The sequence below is a fragment of the Citrobacter sp. U14242 genome, from assembly GCF_046555775.1.
Taxonomy (GTDB): Bacteria; Pseudomonadota; Gammaproteobacteria; order Enterobacterales; family Enterobacteriaceae; genus Citrobacter.
In genome coordinates this window covers 299,182-317,179 of record NZ_JBKGLW010000008.1, presented here as the reverse complement: position 1 = coordinate 317,179, position 17,998 = coordinate 299,182, and the positions used below count along the sequence as shown (strand labels likewise).

The window sequence follows — 17,998 nt, the reverse complement described above, 5'->3', positions numbered from 1 at the left end:
TTTAATATGGCTGGGGTACGAGGATTCGAACCTCGGAATGCTGGTATCAGAAACCAGAGCCTTACCGCTTGGCGATACCCCAACAATTTTTTGGATTTACCGGGTTAACCCGATACATCTTAATATGGTGGCTACGACGGGATTCGAACCTGTGACCCCATCATTATGAGTGATGTGCTCTAACCAGCTGAGCTACGTAGCCAAATACTAACATATTCTTCGATGGCTGGGGTACCTGGATTCGAACCAGGGAATGCCGGTATCAAAAACCGGTGCCTTACCGCTTGGCGATACCCCAATGACCGTCGCGGTGAACCGCTTTATCGAAGAAAAAATGGCTGGGGTACCTGGATTCGAACCAGGGAATGCCGGTATCAAAAACCGGTGCCTTACCGCTTGGCGATACCCCATCCGTGCAACGCTTACGGTGAATGGTGCGGGAGGCGAGACTTGAACTCGCACACCTTGCGGCGCCAGAACCTAAATCTGGTGCGTCTACCAATTTCGCCACTCCCGCAAAAAAAAGATGGTGGCTACGACGGGATTCGAACCTGTGACCCCATCATTATGAGTGATGTGCTCTAACCAGCTGAGCTACGTAGCCATCTTTTTTTTCGCGTAACCTTATCGGCGTTGCGGGGCGCATTATGCGTATTGAGCCTTGAAGCGTCAACCCCTTTTTCATTGAAAATAGCCGGAATGTGACTGTTTGGTTAGGTTGCGAACAGCATGACGCAATATTCGGCAATTATTAGTTATTAATTGTTTTTTCGCGCGTTAAATCGACATAAAAAAAGAGCCCCGAAGGGCTCTTTGCTGATGATTCGCTTACTTATAGGCTGACTGATGCACGCCAACCGCGCGACCAGACGGATCGTTCATGGTTTTGAACGCTTCATCCCATTCAATGGCTTTTGCTGAAGAACAGGCAACAGAAGGGCCACCAGGAACACATTCAGCCGCGCTGGCTACCGGGAACAGTTCTTCAAAAATCTCACGATACAAATACGCTTCTTTAGACGATGGCGTGTTATACGGGAAGCGGAAGCTGGCGGTTTCCAGTTGTTGGTCGGAAACTTGCTCTGCAGCGACTTCTTTCAGCGTGTCAATCCAGCTGTAACCGACGCCGTCAGAGAACTGCTCTTTCTGACGCCACGCCACGCTGGCGGGCAGATACGATTCAAAACATTCGCGCAGGACATGTTTTTCCATTTTTCCGTTGCCGCACATTTTGTCCTGTGGGTTGATGCGCATTGCCACATCAAGGAATTTTTTGTCCAGGAAAGGCACACGGGCTTCGACACCCCAGGCAGACATTGCTTTGTTGGCACGGGCGCAGTCGAACATGTGCAGCGCCTGCAGTTTACGCACGGTTTCTTCATGCAACTCTTTCGCGTCTGGCGCTTTGTGGAAGTAGAGATAACCGCCAAACACTTCGTCTGAGCCTTCGCCAGATAACACCATTTTAATGCCCATTGCTTTAATCTTGCGCGACATTAAGTACATCGGCGTTGAAGCGCGAATGGTTGTGACATCATAGGTTTCGATGTGATAAATCACGTCGCGAATAGCATCCAGACCTTCCTGCACGGTGAAATGGATCTCATGGTGGACAGTACCAAGGTGGTTTGCCACTTCCTGCGCGGCTTTCAGGTCCGGTGCACCTTCGAGGCCAACCGCGAAAGAGTGCAGTTGCGGCCACCAGGCTTCACTGCGTTCCTGATCTTCTACACGACGCGCCGCATACTTTTTCGTGATGGCGGAAATAACGGAGGAGTCCAGACCACCGGACAATAGCACCCCGTAAGGAACATCGGACATCAGGTGACTTTTCACGGCATCTTCCAGTGCCTGACGCAGCTCGTTTTTATCCGTAACGTTGTCTTTTACTGCATCGTAATCAAACCAGTCACGCTGGTAATACTGACGAATTTCGCCGTCTTTACTCCACAGATAGCTACCGGCCGGGAATTCTTTAATCGTACGGCAAACAGGAACCAGCGCTTTCATTTCAGACGCAACATAGAAGTTGCCGTGTTCGTCGTAGCCCATATACAGTGGAATGATCCCGATGTGATCGCGGCCAATCAGGTAAGCGTCCTGCTCGCTGTCGTACAGTGCGAAGGCAAACATGCCTTGCAGCGAGTCGAGGAACTCAGGACCTTTTTCCTGATACAGCGCAAGGATAACTTCGCAGTCAGAACCGGTCTGGAACTGATAGCGATCGCCGTATTCAGCACGCAGCGCCTGATGGTTATAAATCTCTCCGTTAACAGCCAGGATATGTGTTTTCTTCACATTATACAGCGGCTGAGCGCCCGCATTGACGTCGACAATAGACAGACGTTCATGCGCCAGAATGGCGTTATCACTGGCGTAAATACCAGACCAGTCCGGGCCGCGGTGGCGCATCAGACGGGACAATTCCAGAGCCTTTTTACGCAGTTCAACTGCGTCTGTTTTAATATCGAATACGCCAAAAATAGAACACATAACCTTCTCCGTTAACCTGTTGCGTGATGCTTTTTATGTTTGCTTGATAAAGAAAATGCCGCAAAGCCGCTGGGGGCGCAAGGAGTTTGGCGTGCTGAAAATAAAAAACTCAATGATGATTGTTGAATGGTGAAAAAAGATTACGTAATGAGCGCATTTATTGATGAATCATCAATAAAATGGCGTTTTTATTAGATGGTGAGATCTCTGTTGGCCGAATGAGGCGCTTACACCGTCATCCGGCATTCACGCCGCAACATTGCCGGAGGGTGACGCGCGTGCGTCTTATCCGGCCTGGGGATTAAATCACATCAATCTCTGCAACGGAGGGGTAGATCCAGCTTGGTCTGAATGGCATGTTGTCGATATCGTCAAGCTTGGATACGCCAGACAGTACCAGGATAGTTTCCAGACCCGCCTGGAAACCTGCCAGAATATCGGTGCGCAGGTTGTCGCCAACAATGACTGTTTCTTCAGAGTGCGCCTGCATTTTGTTGAGCGCCGCGCGAATAATCCACGGGCTGGGTTTGCCGACATAAAACGGTTTACGGCCGGAGATCTTCTCAATACCGGCGCAGAGCGCACCACAAGCAGGGTAAAAGCCGCGACCGTGGGTATCCGGGTTAGTGGCGATAAAACGTGCGCCGTTAGCCACAAAGTAAGCCGCTTTATGCATCATGTCCCAGTTGTATGAGCGGGTCTCTCCGACAATGACAAAATCAGGGTTAACGTCGGTAATAGTAAAGCCTGCTTTATACAGTTCGTGGATCAGCGCACCTTCACCCACCACGTAGGCTTTTTTCCCTTCCTGACGACGGAGAAAATCAGCAGTAGCCATAGCGGAAGTATAAAAGACGCTATCGGGGACATTCACACCCGCAGTGGCGAAGCGGTTTGCCAGATCTTGCCCGGTCTGCGAAGGGTAGTTAGTCAGCAGGACTAACGGTAAACCTTTCTCCAGAATGCCGGTCAGAAATTCTGCCGCACCCGGTACGGCAACATTGTCGTGCATTAGCACGCCGTCGATATCACAAATTACATTCTTAATGGCCATAGACAATCCGACATTAAAAAAAGAAGGCATTACTATACACAAAATACACGCAATCATCCGAGTTGCATCAAGACGGCAAGGGAGTGACAAATTCGTCAGGAACGAATTTGATCAGCCAAAGGCTGACCTCCGGTGAGGAACATGAATGGCCCTCATTCATCCCCTGAGCATACTGAAGTAAGTGGCTGGGGTGAGCCGATCCCGCTAACGCAGAGGCAGCAGGAAGGATGACGTGTATTAGCTCTCCAGCAAACGTTGCAGCAATGAACCATTGAGCATGGCGCGCTTCACCAGCGCAAATGCACCAATCGCTGAACGGTGATCCAGCGTGGAACGTACCACCGGTAAATTGTGGCGAAACGCCTTCAGTGCCTGATTATTAATGCAGCTTTCTATTGCCGGAAGCAGAACTTTATCTGCTTCGGTAATCTCACCGGCAATGACGATTTTTTGCGGATTAAACAGGTTAATCGCAATCGCGATGGTTTTTCCAAGGTGGCGACCAACGTGCTCGATAACTTCTGCTGCCAGATTGTCACCTTTATTGGCTGCCTTACAGATCGCTTTGATGCTGCAATCGTCCAGTGTGAGGCGGCTCGGATAGCCTTGTTTCAGTAAATGTTGTACGCGATGTTCAATGGACGCATTGGCTGCGATCGTTTCCAGACAACCAAAGTTGCCGCAATGGCAGCGTTCGCCCAGTGGCTCAACCTGGATATGGCCGATTTCACCCACATTGCCGTTGCGTCCGATGAAAATACGCCCGTTGGAGATAATTCCTGCGCCGGTTCCGCGATGGACACGCACCAGAATAGAGTCTTCGCAATCCTGACTTGCCCCAAAATAGTGCTCGGCAAGCGCCAGACTGCGGATATCATGACCGACAAAACAGGTGACCTGAAACCGCTTTTCAAGAGCTTCGACCAGTCCCCAGTTTTCAACCTGAATATGCGGCATATAGCGGATGACGCCACTTTCGGGGTCAACGAGGCCTGGCAGGATAACGGAGATTGCAATCAGCTCACGGATTTTCCGCTGGCAACTGTCAATAAAGGTGGCAATCGTGTTGAGCAGCGCATGCTCCAGCGTTTCCTGGGTACGCTCTGGTAGCGGATAATGCTCTTCGGCAACCACTTTGCTGCTCATATCATAGAGCGTCAGCGTGGTGTCGTGGCGGCCAAGGCGAACGCCAATGGCGTGGAAATTACGGGTTTCGGTGACGATAGAGATGGCGCGGCGCCCCCCGGTGGAGGCCTGCTGATCGACTTCTTTAATCAGCCCGCGTTCAATCAGTTGACGCGTAATTTTGGTTACGCTGGCGGGAGCAAGCTGGCTTTGCTCGGCAATCTGAATTCGCGAGATTGGCCCATGCTGGTCAATCAGACGATAAACTGCCGCGCTGTTAAGCTGTTTTACGAGATCAACATTACCTATTTGAGCTTGTCCGCCTGGTGTCATTCTTTCTCTTACTCAGTAACGACCTCGTTGCCATTAACGATGGTCTTGATAATTTTAAAGTCGTGCGTGAACGCGGTCAGGTTGGCTACGTTGCCTGGCGCGATACTGCCGAGTTGTTTGTCGACGCCAATGGCGCGAGCAGGGTAGAGCGTTGCCATACGCAGGACTTCGTCCAGTGCGATACCGCAATGTTCAACCAGATTGCGTACGCCTTCGATCATGGTCAATGATGAACCGCTCAGTGTGCCGTTCTCATCAACACACAGTCCATTGCGGTAGTATATTGTTTTACCAGCGAAAATGAACTGTTCAATATTTGCACCCGCCGGTGCAGTTGCGTCGGTCACCAGGCACAGTTTGTCACCTTTCAGGCGTTTGGCATTGCGGATGTTGGCATAGTCAACATGCATGCCATCGGCGATGATACCGCAATAAATATCGGCCTCATCAAGAATCGCACCTGCCAGACCTGGTTCGCGGCCGGTAATATAAGGCATCGCGTTGAACAGATGTGTTGCAAAGGAAATGCCTGCACGGAAACCGATTTTTGCTTCTTTCAGCGTTGCGTTAGAGTGGCCCGCAGACACCACAATACCTGCACTCACCAGTTGGGTGATTACTTCGGCAGGAACCATTTCAGGCGCCAGCGTCACTTTGGTGATGACATCCGCATTATCGCACAGGAAATCGACCAGTGCAGCGTCTGGTTGGCGGACAAAACTCGGATTATGCGTCCCTTTTTTCACCAGATTCAGCCACGGACCTTCAAGGTGTAGCCCTAATGCCTGATTTGGATGCTTAGCGAGGTATTCACGCATGACGCGAACGCCCTGCTTCATCAGGTCATCGCTGGTGGTGATTAGCGTTGGCAGATAGTTGGTACAGCCCGATTTCTCATTGGCTTTCTGCATGATTTCCAGCGTTTCAACGGTAACGGCCTCTGCCGTATCGTTAAACTGTACACCGCCACAGCCGTTTAACTGCACATCAATAAAACCGGGGGAGACAATGGCCCCATTCAGTGAGCGCTGTTCAATCCCTGACGGCAATTCAGACAGTGGGCAAACGCTATCGATCAGGCCATTGGCGACAACAATCGCATGGTCATCAAGAATTTCGTGACCGGTAAAAATCCGGCCCTGGGTTAAAGCATACATTCCGACCCCCGATTTCAAAAAAATGCCGCCCTGCAAGTTTTCGGCAGGGCGGAGACATCATTACAGACCTTTAATATTTTCCGCTTCTAACTCGTTAAAGTATTTCAGCGTCTTCACTTTCAGTTCCATAGTGGAAGGCTCATCGCAGACCACAACCGCTTTCGGATGCAGTTGCAGACAGCTGATAGTCCACATGTGGTTAACATTACCTTCAACAGCCGCCTGCAGCGCCTGGGCTTTCTGGTGACCCAGTACCAGGATCATCACTTCTTCGGCATCCAGCAGGGTGCCCACGCCTACGGTCAGTGCATATTTAGGCACCTGGCTTACGTCGCCGTCAAAGAAGCGTGAGTTTGCTACGCGGGTGTCGTGGGTCAGCGTTTTGATACGAGTACGGGAAGCTAAAGAAGAAGCGGGTTCGTTGAACGCAATGTGTCCATCGTTACCTACGCCGCCCATAAACAGATGGATTTTACCGTAAGAACGGATTTTCTCTTCATACTGACGGCATTCTGCATCAATATCCGGCGCGTTACCATTGAGGAGGTTGATGTTTTCTGCTGGAATATCAACATGATCAAAGAAGTTACGGTGCATGAAGCTGTGATAGCTTTCCGGATGCTCTTTCGGCAGGCCAACATATTCGTCCATGTTGAAAGTGACAACATGTTTGAAGCTCACCTGGCCCGCTTTGTGCATTTCGACTAATGCTTTATAGGCAGTCAGCGGAGTACCGCCAGTTGGCAGGCCCAGAACGAACGGACGATCTGCCGTTGGTTTGAACGCGTTAATACGGTTAACGATATGGCGAGCAGCCCATTTGCCGACTTGTTCAGCGGTATTCAGGGGGATCAGTCTCATTCTTCACCTCAAAAGTAAATGTAAGCAGCTGGCGGATTGAGTCTCTGTGCAGTATTAAGCGTAACCTGGTTTTGCATCGGTAAGGATCAATCCGTTTCGATTTTTTGAATGATAAAATAAGTTTTCGTAGTTAGCCAGTGCGAGGGAGGGTTAATAACGATATTTGGTGATTGTAATCACAAAAAACACGCTTTTAATTTGCGATACGAATTAATTTTTCACACACTCTGAATGTAGATGAATGGTTAATGTTGTTGTTCCAGAATCTCTTGCTGTTGCAGTCAGGAATGGTCGCACAATAAAAATATGGCTTCAAAGGAGCCTAATCGGGGTCTCGTAGGGGGAATAAAATGAATATTTTAGGTTTTTTCCAGCGGCTGGGTAGGGCGTTACAGCTCCCCATCGCGGTGCTGCCAGTCGCGGCACTGTTGCTGCGATTCGGCCAACCAGATTTACTGAACGTACCCTTCATCGCGCAAGCGGGTGGGGCTATCTTTGATAACCTCGCGTTAATTTTTGCTATCGGTGTGGCTTCCAGCTGGTCTAAAGACAGCGCGGGTGCGGCAGCGCTGGCAGGTGCGGTTGGTTATTTCATATTGACCAAAGCAATGGTTACCATTAACCCGGCGATCAACATGGGCGTCCTGGCGGGTATCATCACCGGTCTGGTCGGCGGCGCGGTGTATAACCGTTGGTCTGGCATCAAACTGCCTGATTTCCTGAGCTTCTTCGGCGGCAAACGTTTTGTACCCATCGCCACTGGCTTCTTCTGTCTGGTGCTGGCTGCTATCTTCGGCTACGTGTGGCCGCCGGTGCAGAACGCCATCCATGCGGGTGGTGAGTGGATCGTGGGCGCTGGCGCGCTGGGTTCCGGTATTTTTGGCTTCATCAACCGTCTGCTGATCCCTACCGGTCTGCATCAGGTTCTGAACACCATCGCCTGGTTCCAGATTGGCGAATTCACTAACGCTGCAGGTACGGTATTCCATGGTGATATCAACCGATTCTACGCGGGTGACGGCACTGCGGGTATGTTCATGTCTGGCTTCTTCCCGATCATGATGTTTGGTCTGCCGGGTGCGGCACTGGCGATGTACTTCGCCGCGCCGAAAGCACGTCGTCCGATGGTCGGCGGTATGCTGCTGTCCGTTGCTATCACCGCATTCCTGACCGGTGTTACCGAGCCGCTGGAATTCCTGTTTATGTTCCTGGCGCCGTTGCTGTACCTCCTGCACGCTGTTCTGACGGGTATCAGCCTGTTCGTTGCGACGCTGTTGGGGATCCACGCGGGCTTCTCCTTCTCCGCAGGTGCTATCGACTACGTGTTGATGTATAACCTGCCGGCTGCAAGTAAGAACGTCTGGATGCTGGTCGTCATGGGTCTGGTGTTCTTCGTTATTTACTTCGTCCTGTTCAGCGCGGTTATTCGTATGTTTAACCTGAAAACGCCGGGTCGCGAAGATAAAGAAGACGAGATTGTTACTGACGAAGCGAACAGCAATACCGAAGAAGGTTTAGCTCAACTGGCTACCAACTACATTGCAGCGGTTGGCGGTACGGATAACCTGAAAGCGATTGATGCCTGTATCACCCGCCTGCGTCTGACCGTTGGCGATTCTGCCCGCGTAAATGATGCGATGTGCAAACGCTTAGGCGCATCGGGTGTGGTTAAGCTGAACAAACAAACTATTCAGGTCATCGTGGGTGCGAAAGCTGAATCTATCGGCGACGAAATGAAGAAAGTTGTGGCACGTGGCCCGGTGGCGGCAGCGTCTACTGACAGTACTCCGGCAGCGGCTGCCCCGGTTGCAAAACCACAGGCGGTAGCGAATGCAGCCACCATTGAAGCACTGGTTTCTCCGATTACCGGTGATGTGGTTGCACTGGAGCAAGTGCCTGATGAAGCATTCGCCAGCAAAGCAGTGGGTGACGGCGTGGCGGTAAAACCAACGGATAAAACTGTGGTTTCTCCGGCAGCGGGTACCATCGTGAAAATCTTCAACACCAACCATGCCTTCTGTCTGGAAACAGAAAAAGGCGCGGAAATCGTGGTCCATATGGGTATCGATACCGTGGCGTTGGAAGGTAAAGGCTTTAAACGTCTGGTTGAAGAAGGTGCGATTGTTGCAGCAGGTCAACCGATTCTGGAAATGGATCTGGAATACCTGAACGCGAACGCACGTTCCATGATTAGCCCGGTAGTTTGCAGCAATAGCGATGATTTCGGTGGTCTGGTTGTTAAAGCCGAAGGTCATGTGGTTGCCGGTCAAACACCACTGTACGAGATTAAAGCTAAGTAAGTCGCTTGTTGCCGGTAGGGTGGATAAGGCATAAGCGCCACCATTCGGTAATATGAGATGAATCAAAAGCGGCGGGGGGACATCCTCCGCCGCTTTTTTTTGCAGCAATTGCCCGCATAATTTTCGCCTGATACGTATTTTGCGTAACTAAAGGTTGTCAGTCAGTCCTGCTTATAAGATCATACGCCGTTATACGTTGTTTACGCTTTGAGGAATCCACGATGAGTGAGGCTGAAGCCCGCCCGAGTAACTTTATTCGTCAGATCATCGATGAAGATCTGGCCAGTGGTAAGCACACCACTATCCATACCCGTTTTCCGCCGGAGCCAAATGGCTATCTGCACATTGGCCACGCGAAATCCATTTGTCTGAACTTTGGTATTGCGCAAGATTACCAGGGCCAGTGCAACCTGCGTTTTGATGATACGAACCCGGTTAAAGAAGATATCGAGTACGTTGAATCGATTAAAAACGACGTTGAATGGTTAGGTTTCCACTGGACTGGCGACATTCGCTACTCGTCGGATTACTTCGATCAGCTACATGCTTACGCGGTAGAACTTATCAACAAAGGTCTGGCGTATGTCGACGAACTGTCTGCTGACGAAATCCGTGAATACCGCGGCACGCTGACTCAGCCTGGTAAAAACAGCCCGTTCCGCGATCGCAGCGTTGAAGAGAACCTCGCGCTGTTCGAAAAAATGCGTACCGGCGGTTTTGAAGAAGGTAAAGCCTGCCTGCGAGCGAAAATCGATATGGCCTCGCCGTTTATCGTCATGCGCGACCCGGTGCTGTATCGCATTAAGTTCGCCGAACACCATCAGACCGGTAATAAGTGGTGCATCTATCCGATGTACGACTTCACCCACTGCATCAGCGATGCGCTGGAAGGCATCACGCATTCACTGTGTACGCTGGAATTCCAGGACAACCGTCGTCTGTACGACTGGGTGCTGGACAACATCACCATTCCTGTTCATCCGCGTCAGTACGAATTCTCGCGCCTGAATCTGGAATACACCGTGATGTCCAAGCGTAAGCTGAACCTGCTGGTGACCGACAAGCACGTTGAAGGCTGGGACGACCCGCGTATGCCGACTATCTCGGGTCTGCGCCGTCGTGGTTACACGGCTGCCGCTATCCGTGAATTCTGCAAACGCATTGGTGTGACCAAACAGGATAACACCATTGAAATAGCTTCTCTGGAATCCTGCATCCGTGAAGATCTGAACGAAAATGCACCGCGCGCGATGGCCGTTATCGATCCGGTGAAACTGGTTATCGAAAACTATCCGCAGGGCGAAAGTGAACTGGTAACGATGCCTAACCATCCGAGCAAGCCGGAAATGGGCAGCCGTGAAGTGCCGTTCAGCGGTGAAATCTGGATCGACAGGGCTGACTTCCGCGAAGAAGCCAACAAGCAGTATAAGCGTCTGGTAATGGGCAAAGAAGTCCGTCTGCGTAATGCTTATGTTGTTAAAGCCGAGCGCGTAGAGAAAGATGCGGAAGGTAACATCACCACCATTTTCTGCACCTACGATGCCGACACCCTGAGCAAAGATCCGGCCGATGGACGTAAAGTAAAAGGCGTTATTCATTGGGTAAGTGCGGCTCATGCGCTGCCGATTGAAATCCGTCTGTACGATCGTCTGTTCAGCGTACCAAACCCTGGCGCGGCGGAAGACTTCCTGTCCGTCATTAACCCGGAATCGCTGGTGATTAAGCAGGGTTACGGTGAGCCGTCGCTGCAGGCTGCGGTTGCAGGTAAAGCGTTCCAGTTTGAGCGTGAAGGGTACTTCTGTCTGGACAGCCGTTATGCAACGGCAGACAAGCTGGTGTTTAACCGCACCGTGGGTCTGCGCGATACGTGGGCTAAAGTCGGCGAATAAGTCGCTATACATCCTGTCTAAACGCCGCATCATGCGGCGTTTTTTTCGCAAAAAAACGCGTACCAGGCTCCATTTGCGGAGCGAATTAATTACATGCCTGTAATAATGGAATGGCTGAATGCTTTTGCGGTCAAATAACTTACCTCAATATGAAATTGGCTGAAACCGATTTCATCCTCATGGAAAACAAGCGTTTTTTTCAATTGTTCAACGCTTTTTTATCTGCCAATGAAAATGTAACAGAAAGCAATCAAATATGTGCGGTTGCTCATACTATTACATACTCGTTACAGAAAGAGATTGATAATTCGCGTCGCGAAAAATAGTCTATTCATTGTAGTCAATGAGGTTTTCTCAGCGCTACTTTTTTTAATTTTTGCTTTTTCGCTGTTTGCCTTTGGTGACAGCATTTTATACCCAATGGATTTCGAGTTGCATCAAGGCGGCGACGCAGTGAATTCCCGGGAGCGTACATCAGTACGTGACTGGGATGAGCGAGGAAAGCCAACGCAGATGCGGCTTGAAAGACGAAGGGTTATACGTCAAAGAGGATTAACATATGCGTACGTTTAGTGGCAAACGTAGTACGCTGGCGCTGGCTATCGCCGGTATCACAGCAATGTCGGGTTTTGTTGTCGCTCCCCAGGTTCACGCCGAAGGTTTTATTGATGACTCTACCTTAACTGGTGGCATTTATTACTGGCAGCGTGAGCGTGACCGTAAAGATGTGACCGATCATGACAAATACAAAACTAACCTTTCTCACTCCACCTGGAACGCAAACCTCGACTTCCAGTCCGGTTACGTGGCGGATATGTTTGGTATTGATGTCGCAGCATTTACCGCTATTGAAATGAACGAAAGTAGCGAAAGCGGCCATCCAAACGAAATCGCATTCTCTTCAAAAAATAAAGGCTATGACGAAGATTACTCCGGCGATAAGAGCGGGATCAGCCTGTATAAAGCGGCAGCTAAATTTAAATTTGGCCCGACCTGGGCGCGCGCCGGTTATATTCAGCCAACCGGGCAAACTCTGCTGGCACCACACTGGAGCTTTATGCCTGGTACCTATCAGGGTGCTGAAGCCGGTGCCAACTTCGATTATGACGATGCGGGTGCGCTGAGCTTCTCCTATATGTGGGCCAACGAATATAAAGCTCCGTGGCACACCGAAGTCGATAAATTCTATCAAGCCGATAAAAAGACCAAAGTTGATTACCTCCATTCAATCGGCGCAAAGTATGACTTCAAAAATAACCTGTTGCTGGAAGCGGCATTCGGTCAGTCTGAAGGCTACGTCGATCAGTATTTCGCCAAAGCCAGCTACAAATTTGATCTAGGCGGTAACCCGTTTACAACCAGCTACCAGTTCTACGGCGCCCGCGATAAGGTTGATGACCGCACGGTTAACGACATTTATGATGGCACGGCCTGGCTGCAGGCACTGACCTTCGGCTACAAAGTGGCAGAAGTCGTGGATCTGCGACTGGAAGGGACCTGGGTTAAAGCTGACGGGCAGCAGGGCTACTTCCTGCAGCGTATGACTCCGACCTATGCGTCTTCAAACGGTCGTCTGGACGTTTGGTGGGATAACCGTTCTGACTTCAACGCCAACGGCGAAAAAGCGGTCTTCTTCGGTGCGATGTATGACCTGAAGAACTGGAACCTGCCAGGCTGGGCTGTGGGTGCCTCCTATGTTTACGCATGGGATGCTAAACCGGCTACCTGGCAGCTCAACCCGGATGCGTACTACGACAAAAATCGTACTATCGAAGAGTCGTCTTACAGCCTGGATGCGGTCTATACCCTGCAGGACGGCCGTGCGAAGGGCACTATGTTTAAACTGCACTTCACCCAGTACGACAACCATTCAGATATTCCGAGCTGGGGCGGTGGTTACGGTAACATCTTCCAGGATGAGCGTGACGTGAAATTCATCGTTATTGCTCCGTTCACCATCTTCTAATGCCGACGGCGGCAGGCCGCAAGCCTGCCGTTTTGTTGAGGAGTGTGTTATGAAAAAGCTGATACTCATCGCCGTCATGGCATCAGGGCTGGTTGCCTGCGCGCAATCACCAGCGCCGAAAGAAGATAGCCATCTTAAGGAAGCTTACAGCGCTTGTATCAATACTGCGCAGGGCTCGCCGGAGAAAATCGAGGCCTGTCAGAGCGTGTTAAACGTGCTGAAGAAAGAAAAACAGCATCAGCAGTTTGCCAATGAAGAAAGCGTGCGCGTACTGGATTACCAGCAGTGTATCCAGGCAACGCGTACGGGTAACGATCAGGCCGTTTCGGCCGATTGCGACAAGGTCTGGCAGGAAATTCGCAGCAAGAACGCTGTGAAATAAGGCCTCTTTTCCTTTAAGGGCCGGAGCGCAAGAACGGCTCCGGCCTGATCGTTATTTCATCCTATCTACTCGCAATGCAGTCAAATTGTACGCAGTTGCCGGGGAACATCTCCAGAACTGGTCGCCCTTCGTCAGACGGAAAAAAATGAACGTCGCTAAAATCAGCAATGGCGTATTTTGCACCATAAGAAAGTAGTGACTTACCGCCAATCCCTACACAAAAAGTACCTGCGCGAACGGCTGATGTAACCCCACTGGCTGAATCTTCAAAGACCAGAGCTGTCTCTGCGGGGATCTTAAGACGTTGTATGGCTAACAAATAAGGGTCTGGCCAGGGTTTACCTCGTTCAACATCATCACGCTCTACAATTACGGAAATCGCGCCGTGTGCATCAAGTAAATCAATAACGCGGTTAATTTTATATCGCCAACCGCTTGTCACAATTCCGATGGTGATACCTGCCTGAGCCAGTGCGGCGATCAGTGCTGAAATGCCTGCAATAGGTTGATATTCAGCATTATTTTCTGCATCAATAATGTATTGCTGCACTTTTTCACGATCGCTAAGCGATAAATCACTGAATAAAGCGCGTAGAGTGTGTGGTCCAGGTTGGCCGTGGATATGATTAACGATATCGGCAGTGCTGATTGTACGCCCGTACATTTGAGCTGCTTCACTCCAGGCTCGTTCAATAACACTGTTCGAATCGATCAATACGCCGTCCATATCAAAAAGAACAGCGGCAATATTTTGCTTCGCGCCAGACATTTTTCCTCCAACATTGAGTTACCTGATTGCCGTACATTTGCGGCTTTTTATGGATAATGTCGTCAGAAGTGAGGTCTGTATAATGCTGTTTTTTCCCGCGTAGATGAGAGAATGGAATGGAAACCAGACGATTACAGGCGTTCGTTACTTTGGCTGAACTGGGGAGTTATCGTAGCGCAGCCGAGGTTCTCTGCATAACGCAACCTGCGTTGACCAAACAGATCCAGTCGTTGGAACAGACGTTTGGCTTCAATCTTTTTATTCGTGGCCGTCATGGTGCGGTACTCACTGAGCAGGGGGCCTTGCTCTATTCGAGAGCCTGTGAACTGCTTAAAGGCTATGACGACTTCCTGAATTATGCCTATGACATACAGCATGGATCTGTGGGGGAGCTGGCTGTGGGATTTGGTTTGTCAACGTTTAGCCTGGTTCCAACATGGATTAAGGATTTTTGCGAAAGCTACCCTCAAGTACGGTTTTCGCTGAAAGATATTCCTTCAAGCGTTCAGAGTGGAATGCTGCTGGATGGAAGACTCCATATTGCTTTTCTTCGACTACCAGTAACCCCCGCACTTGCGTATCGGGTCATTAAACAAGAACGCATTGTGCTGGCTACGCCCATGGATGGACAAATGGATGTGTACAGTGCGCTCAATTGCTATTCAGTATTGCAGGTTAATCCCCTGCGAGAGCCGTGTCTGGCGGAACAGTCGCGCATTTTTTTATCGCAAAAGAATATTCAGGCTTCACCGGTAACGGTTGCAGATGATATCCATACCTTACTGGCGCTGATTGCTGGGGGCAATGGTGTCGCGTTTTTGCCTGAGAGTGTTAATAACTTCCTGCCTGTAGGGGTGAGACTGATTGAATTGAGTGATTCACCAGCCATGTGGAATATTGGAATCGCATGGAATCCAGAATTCTCACATCCTCTACGAGACCTATTTTTACAGGTGATGATGCGTAAAAAGGGGATATTTGCGTTGTAGCAAGATAGAAAAAAGCCAACCGTAAGGTTGGCTTTTCAGAAAGCATCACATTATTTGGCGTCGTGCGCATGATCGTCTTCGCGGCAATCGCCTTCAGCGCAGTGACCATACAGATAGAGGCTATGGTTAGTTAAACGAATACCATGTTTAGCCGCAATCTCACGTTGACGCGCTTCGATGGAGTCATCGCTGAACTCGACCACTTTGCCGCAGTCAAGGCAAATCAGGTGATCGTGATGATGTTGCTGGGTCAGTTCGAAGACGGATTTACCCCCTTCAAAATTATGGCGGGTCACGATTCCGGCATCATCAAATTGGTTCAGCACGCGATACACGGTCGCCAGACCAATTTCTTCACCCATGTCGATCAGGCGTTTGTATAAGTCTTCCGCACTGACGTGATGGTTATCCGGTTCCTGAAGAACTTCCAGAATCTTTAAACGAGGAAGCGTTACTTTCAGGCCAGCCTTCTTTAATGCGGTATTGTTGTCAGTCATGCGGAATCTGTCCTGTAGCTAAACGGTTCACTTCATTAACAGAAGTGACAGAAATTGCACTTGAGATAATGCGTATCATTATAGAACTGCCATGCCCAAATGAAAACTGCAAGTCTCTGGCAAATATTGTTAATCAAAACGTGGTATCACCGACAAACACACTGTGCAATACCCGATTGGCATCCAGCCATTGTACAGGGTCAGGCGAAAAAGTTACAAATTTGTAGCAATTATTTTGATTGGTTTTATCTATTGATGCGGCGCAGATGAATATCTACGCCGCACGAAATCAGGCATTGATGATTTCGTCGAGGTGCAGCTCTTCAGCGATCTGCTTAACCCATTTTTCTACGCGTTCAGCGGTCAGTTCCGGCTGGCGATCTTCATCGATAGCCAGACCCACAAAGTGGTCGTCATCTGCCAGACCTTTGGACGCTTCAAAATGGTAACCCGCCGTTGGCCAGTGGCCGACGATGGTAGCGCCGCGCGGCTCAATGATGTCGCGGATGGTGCCTAACGCATCACAGAAATATTCTGCGTAATCTTCCTGGTCGCCACAGCCGAACAATGCCACCAGTTTACCGTTAAAATCAATGTCTTCGAGAGTAGGGAAGAAGTCATCCCAGTCGCACTGCGCTTCACCGTAGTACCAGGTTGGGATGCCGAGCAGCAGAATGTCATACCCTTCCAGGTCTTCTTTGCTGCTTTTTGCAATGTCATGTACATCGGCAACGTCTTTACCAAGCTGCTTTTGAATCATTTTTGCGATATTTTCGGTATTACCGGTGTCGCTGCCGAAAAAGATGCCAGTGATTGCCATGAGTAAAATAACCTCTTGAAACTTATTGAAATGGTGGTGGCGCATTGCCCACGGATAAGGGCAATCATAGCAGAACAGTCCGGCATGCGGAAACAGCAAACATGCGGGACTGCACTCTGTGCTACACGATTTATGATTTAGAGCAGAAATTCAGACTAAGCCTGACCGCGCAATGCGGTGAGTTGGTTCATCAGCATCTCTTCGATGAGTTCACTGCGACTCATGCTGCGCGCTTCCGCCAATTCATTCAGAGCGTCAACGGCATCCGCGTTCAGTTTCAGTTCGACACGCTTGAGTCCACGAACTTTGTCGCGTTTAAGCTGATTACGTTTATTAATACGTAACTGTTCATCACGCGAAAGCGGATTGGTTTTGGGTCGTCCCGGGCGACGCTCCTGCGCGAACAGATCTAATGTCGTACGGTCCGTTTGTTCTTTGGCCATGATCTTGGTGACTTCGGGGAAACAATCAGCCAGGCGTCTGCCCGGATGGATAGCGCGCCATAATACATCAGCAGGGGAGGCGCGCCAACGCCCACGCGCGTAATCGCGCGCGGACGCTGAGTTTTTAATCAGTTAACCTTCTCACTCAGATAACGACGGATAGCGCGCAGCACGGCATCTGGTTTTTCTGCATGTACCCAATGGCCTGCACCGGCAATAACGTGTGCGCGGGCCAGCGGAAACTGGGCCAGTAATTGCTCGCGATACGCTTCAGTCACATAAGGTGAATTACCGCCGGGGATAAACAACGCCGGGTGTTCCCAGGCGGGTAGGGTTTCCCATCCCACGATATGGGGATACTGCTCCCACAACACCGGGACGTTAAAGCGCCACTCGCCCTCGACAAAAGACTTCAGCAGAAACTGGATCACGCCTTCTTCTTGCAAATGCTGACGCATGACGCTCGCGGCCTGCTGGCGCGAGGAGGCCTGGGCATCTGTTACCGCGTTAATGGCGGCAAAAATCTCATCGTGGCGGCGTACGTGATAGTCAACCGGGGCGATATCGATAGCCACAAGCTGGTCGATCCGTTCCGGTGCGAGAGCAGTGAGCGCCATGACGGCTTTGCCCCCCATGGAGTGCCCAATAAAGGTCGCTTTTTCGATGTGTTGCTCATCGAGAGTATCCAACAGATCCTGCGCCATTGCTGGATAATCCATCTCTGGTGAGCGGGGAGAGAGGCCATGATTTCGCATATCGACCTGGATGATATCGTGATCAACGACCAGATCGCGCGCCAGTATGCCCAGGTTATCCAGACTGCCAAACAGACCGTGAACCAGGACGATGGGAGAATTATTGTGCGGGTTTTGCGCAGATTGCGCTCGGATATTCAATTTCATGGCAAAGTTCTTTTTTTC

16 protein-coding genes and 6 tRNA genes are annotated in these 17,998 nt (G+C 50.3%); 5 read left to right on the top strand and 17 right to left on the bottom strand.

The features are described from left to right. Positions 1-7: 7 nt before the first annotated feature. The 11 genes from ACLJXE_RS15635 to nagB all read right to left on the bottom strand — a co-directional run bounded on the left by ACLJXE_RS15635 (position 8) and on the right by nagB (position 7,023). A tRNA-Gln gene (locus tag ACLJXE_RS15635) sits at positions 8-82 on the bottom strand. Between the two features lie 43 nt (positions 83-125). After that, a tRNA-Met gene (locus tag ACLJXE_RS15630) sits at positions 126-202 on the bottom strand. Positions 203-223: 21 nt separating this feature from the next. Further along, positions 224-298: transfer RNA gene (locus ACLJXE_RS15625), tRNA-Gln, on the bottom strand. Between the two features lie 37 nt (positions 299-335). After that, positions 336-410 (bottom strand) — tRNA-Gln (locus ACLJXE_RS15620). Positions 411-432: 22 nt separating this feature from the next. Beyond that, positions 433-517, bottom strand: a tRNA-Leu gene (locus ACLJXE_RS15615). Between the two features lie 10 nt (positions 518-527). Then, positions 528-604, bottom strand: a tRNA-Met gene (locus tag ACLJXE_RS15610). 224 nt (positions 605-828) lie between these two features. Then, positions 829-2,493, bottom strand: a complete 1,665-nt coding sequence (asnB, locus tag ACLJXE_RS15605; RefSeq protein ID WP_286628355.1) for an asparagine synthase B — start codon at positions 2,491-2,493, stop codon at positions 829-831. 301 nt (positions 2,494-2,794) lie between these two features. Next, entirely contained in the window at positions 2,795-3,547 is a 753-nt protein-coding gene (gene nagD / locus ACLJXE_RS15600) for a ribonucleotide monophosphatase NagD (protein WP_003022792.1), read from the bottom strand. Between the two features lie 237 nt (positions 3,548-3,784). After that, positions 3,785-5,005, bottom strand: coding sequence for an N-acetylglucosamine repressor (locus ACLJXE_RS15595; protein WP_286628354.1), 1,221 nt, complete (start codon positions 5,003-5,005; stop codon positions 3,785-3,787). An 8-nt stretch (positions 5,006-5,013) separates the two neighbouring features. Continuing rightward, positions 5,014-6,162 carry an N-acetylglucosamine-6-phosphate deacetylase gene (gene nagA, locus ACLJXE_RS15590; RefSeq protein WP_410751340.1) on the bottom strand — a complete coding sequence of 383 codons (1,149 nt, stop codon included), beginning with the start codon at positions 6,160-6,162 and terminating at the stop codon, positions 5,014-5,016. A gap of 60 nt (positions 6,163-6,222) precedes the next feature. Beyond that, positions 6,223-7,023 carry a glucosamine-6-phosphate deaminase gene (gene nagB / locus ACLJXE_RS15585; protein WP_003022803.1) on the bottom strand — a complete coding sequence of 267 codons (801 nt, stop codon included), beginning with the start codon at positions 7,021-7,023 and terminating at the stop codon, positions 6,223-6,225. A gap of 350 nt (positions 7,024-7,373) precedes the next feature. Between nagB and nagE the strand changes: the two genes are divergently transcribed. The 4 genes from nagE to chiQ all read left to right on the top strand — a co-directional run bounded on the left by nagE (position 7,374) and on the right by chiQ (position 13,560). Then, positions 7,374-9,323 (top strand): PTS N-acetyl glucosamine transporter subunit IIABC, encoded by a 1,950-nt coding sequence (nagE, locus tag ACLJXE_RS15580; RefSeq protein WP_410751339.1) that lies wholly within the window; start codon positions 7,374-7,376, stop codon positions 9,321-9,323. Positions 9,324-9,544: 221 nt separating this feature from the next. Beyond that, positions 9,545-11,212, top strand: coding sequence for a glutamine--tRNA ligase (gene glnS, locus ACLJXE_RS15575; protein WP_410751338.1), 1,668 nt, complete (start codon positions 9,545-9,547; stop codon positions 11,210-11,212). A 559-nt stretch (positions 11,213-11,771) separates the two neighbouring features. After that, positions 11,772-13,178 carry a chitoporin ChiP gene (gene chiP / locus ACLJXE_RS15570; protein ID WP_410751337.1) on the top strand — a complete coding sequence of 469 codons (1,407 nt, stop codon included), beginning with the start codon at positions 11,772-11,774 and terminating at the stop codon, positions 13,176-13,178. Positions 13,179-13,227: 49 nt separating this feature from the next. After that, a complete protein-coding gene (gene chiQ, locus ACLJXE_RS15565; RefSeq protein WP_410751336.1) occupies positions 13,228-13,560 on the top strand; it encodes a ChiQ/YbfN family lipoprotein in 333 nt (110 codons plus the stop codon). Between the two features lie 61 nt (positions 13,561-13,621). Here chiQ and ACLJXE_RS15560 read toward each other — a convergent pair whose 3' ends face one another. Further along, on the bottom strand, positions 13,622-14,329 hold the full coding sequence (locus ACLJXE_RS15560) for an HAD family hydrolase (RefSeq protein ID WP_410751335.1): 708 nt from the start codon (positions 14,327-14,329) through the stop codon (positions 13,622-13,624). 116 nt (positions 14,330-14,445) lie between these two features. Between ACLJXE_RS15560 and ACLJXE_RS15555 the strand changes: the two genes are divergently transcribed. After that, positions 14,446-15,318 carry a LysR family transcriptional regulator gene (locus ACLJXE_RS15555; RefSeq protein WP_410751334.1) on the top strand — a complete coding sequence of 291 codons (873 nt, stop codon included), beginning with the start codon at positions 14,446-14,448 and terminating at the stop codon, positions 15,316-15,318. A 50-nt stretch (positions 15,319-15,368) separates the two neighbouring features. Here ACLJXE_RS15555 and fur read toward each other — a convergent pair whose 3' ends face one another. From fur to ybfF, 5 genes are all read right to left on the bottom strand, one after another. Beyond that, a complete protein-coding gene (fur, locus tag ACLJXE_RS15550) occupies positions 15,369-15,815 on the bottom strand; it encodes a ferric iron uptake transcriptional regulator (RefSeq protein ID WP_271441586.1) in 447 nt (148 codons plus the stop codon). Further along, positions 15,808-15,894, bottom strand: coding sequence for a ryhB-regulated fur leader peptide (locus ACLJXE_RS15545; RefSeq protein WP_100247215.1), 87 nt, complete (start codon positions 15,892-15,894; stop codon positions 15,808-15,810). Before ACLJXE_RS15545 ends, fur begins: the two co-directional genes overlap by 8 nt. Positions 15,895-16,104: 210 nt before the next feature. Beyond that, a complete protein-coding gene (fldA, locus tag ACLJXE_RS15540) occupies positions 16,105-16,635 on the bottom strand; it encodes a flavodoxin FldA (RefSeq protein WP_005121401.1) in 531 nt (176 codons plus the stop codon). A gap of 155 nt (positions 16,636-16,790) precedes the next feature. Further along, positions 16,791-17,078: a LexA regulated protein gene (gene ybfE, locus ACLJXE_RS15535; RefSeq protein WP_410751333.1), complete on the bottom strand. Its 288-nt coding sequence runs from the start codon at positions 17,076-17,078 to the stop codon at positions 16,791-16,793. 128 nt (positions 17,079-17,206) lie between these two features. After that, complete coding sequence (gene ybfF / locus ACLJXE_RS15530; protein ID WP_410751332.1) at positions 17,207-17,980, bottom strand: esterase; 774 nt, start codon at positions 17,978-17,980, stop codon at positions 17,207-17,209. Between the last annotated feature and the right edge of the window lie 18 nt (positions 17,981-17,998).